General features: G+C 43.6%; 2 protein-coding genes. Both read right to left on the reverse strand.

The window, feature by feature from the left end; genetic code table 11:
• Positions 1–204: 204 nt before the first annotated feature.
• Entirely contained in the window at positions 205–525 is a 321-nt protein-coding gene (locus tag KDK13_RS01775; RefSeq protein ID WP_257283060.1) for a hypothetical protein, read from the reverse strand.
• A 438-nt stretch (positions 526–963) separates the two neighbouring features.
• A partial coding sequence (locus KDK13_RS01780; RefSeq protein WP_257283061.1) for a hypothetical protein occupies positions 964–1,306 on the reverse strand: 343 nt, incomplete at its 5' end.

Below are 1,306 nucleotides of genomic sequence, written 5' to 3' on the forward strand. Positions count from 1 at the left end.
TAAATACATATTGTGATCTTTCTGTAGGTCTTATTTTAGTGAAAGATCGAACCCCGTAAAAAACCCCTCCAAATCCGCAGTTGCAATACGGTGGATGATTATATGCATTACACATTATAAATCCATTTTTTTTGATTTAACTGGAAAGCACATAACCTCCGCTTGTGCGGCGCAGTCCGCACGAAGCTGTTGTTAGGTGGCGTGTTAGCTGGTAGGAAAGCGTTGGCGAATAAGAAGCTCTAGCTGGTCTGTTTTTTCATCACTACGCCTGAAACCGGCAAGCACCGCTTCTGTCAAAGCAGCGACATTGGATTTAAGAACAGTAACATCGGATTTAAAAGTAGAAATCTCACGATCTTGTTGGTCAAAACGTCTATCTTGCTCGGCAAAACGAATCCGCATCTCCTGACGGGTTGCCAGTATCTCCTGGTGTGTATCGCCCGTTATTTTGATGAGATTACGAACAGCGCTGTCCAGCGAATCAAAATGGGATTCAAGTTTCTCTACCCTGGCTTCCAATGACATACTGCATACCATTAAGTTTGTTGTTTGAAACAAGAGCATAGCAGACAATAATGGCTGGCACAGAGCCACCTAACGCCAAATTCAGCGGCACGAGCGGAGCGAGTGTCCGCTGGAATTTTTTGTTAGGTGCCTTTGCGACTCCGATTTCTGTTCCTGGCCCTGCCCACGAAACAACTCCTCTTCGTCGCACACCGAAAACCCACCGCCATCATCTGCTGAGAAGGGCTCCATGCTGATACTGCCGTTGCACCAATGTAAAGAGCAATCGACGGAACCAGCTAGGCAGAAACCCCCTACCAGGAAACTCTCAACACAGACAGAACCCGCAACACAGACAGAACCCGATTTGGACTCGGTGCCAAAAACTCACAGCTCATACTGCTCTCTTAGATTGGCACCTTTGGCACAGAAGCCTGGCACCTGACGTATAGATATCTTTCAACCATTTTTACAATAATTATTTGACATACTGATGAAACCATCAGGATCATCTAGCTTGAACTTGGTTTTAATTTCTGTGCGCATTACATTAAATGAAATATCTTCCTTCTTTTCTATGGCTGCATGAATACGCCTAGCTTCATCATCTCCAAGCTTCGGCATAAAAATCAAAATTGAGTCATTAGGGGAACCATATGCAGAACACCCTACCGTTTCTACATTTTCTTTATCACCACTTCCTGATAAAATCAAACAATCCAAACCATCCTGCTTAAATTCTTCATCTTTATAACCCAGAGCCATCAATGACATTGATGAAAAGCATTGATCTCTATTTTTA

This window comes from Endozoicomonas sp. SESOKO1 (assembly GCF_024606265.1).
Lineage (GTDB): Bacteria > Pseudomonadota > Gammaproteobacteria > Pseudomonadales > Endozoicomonadaceae > Endozoicomonas.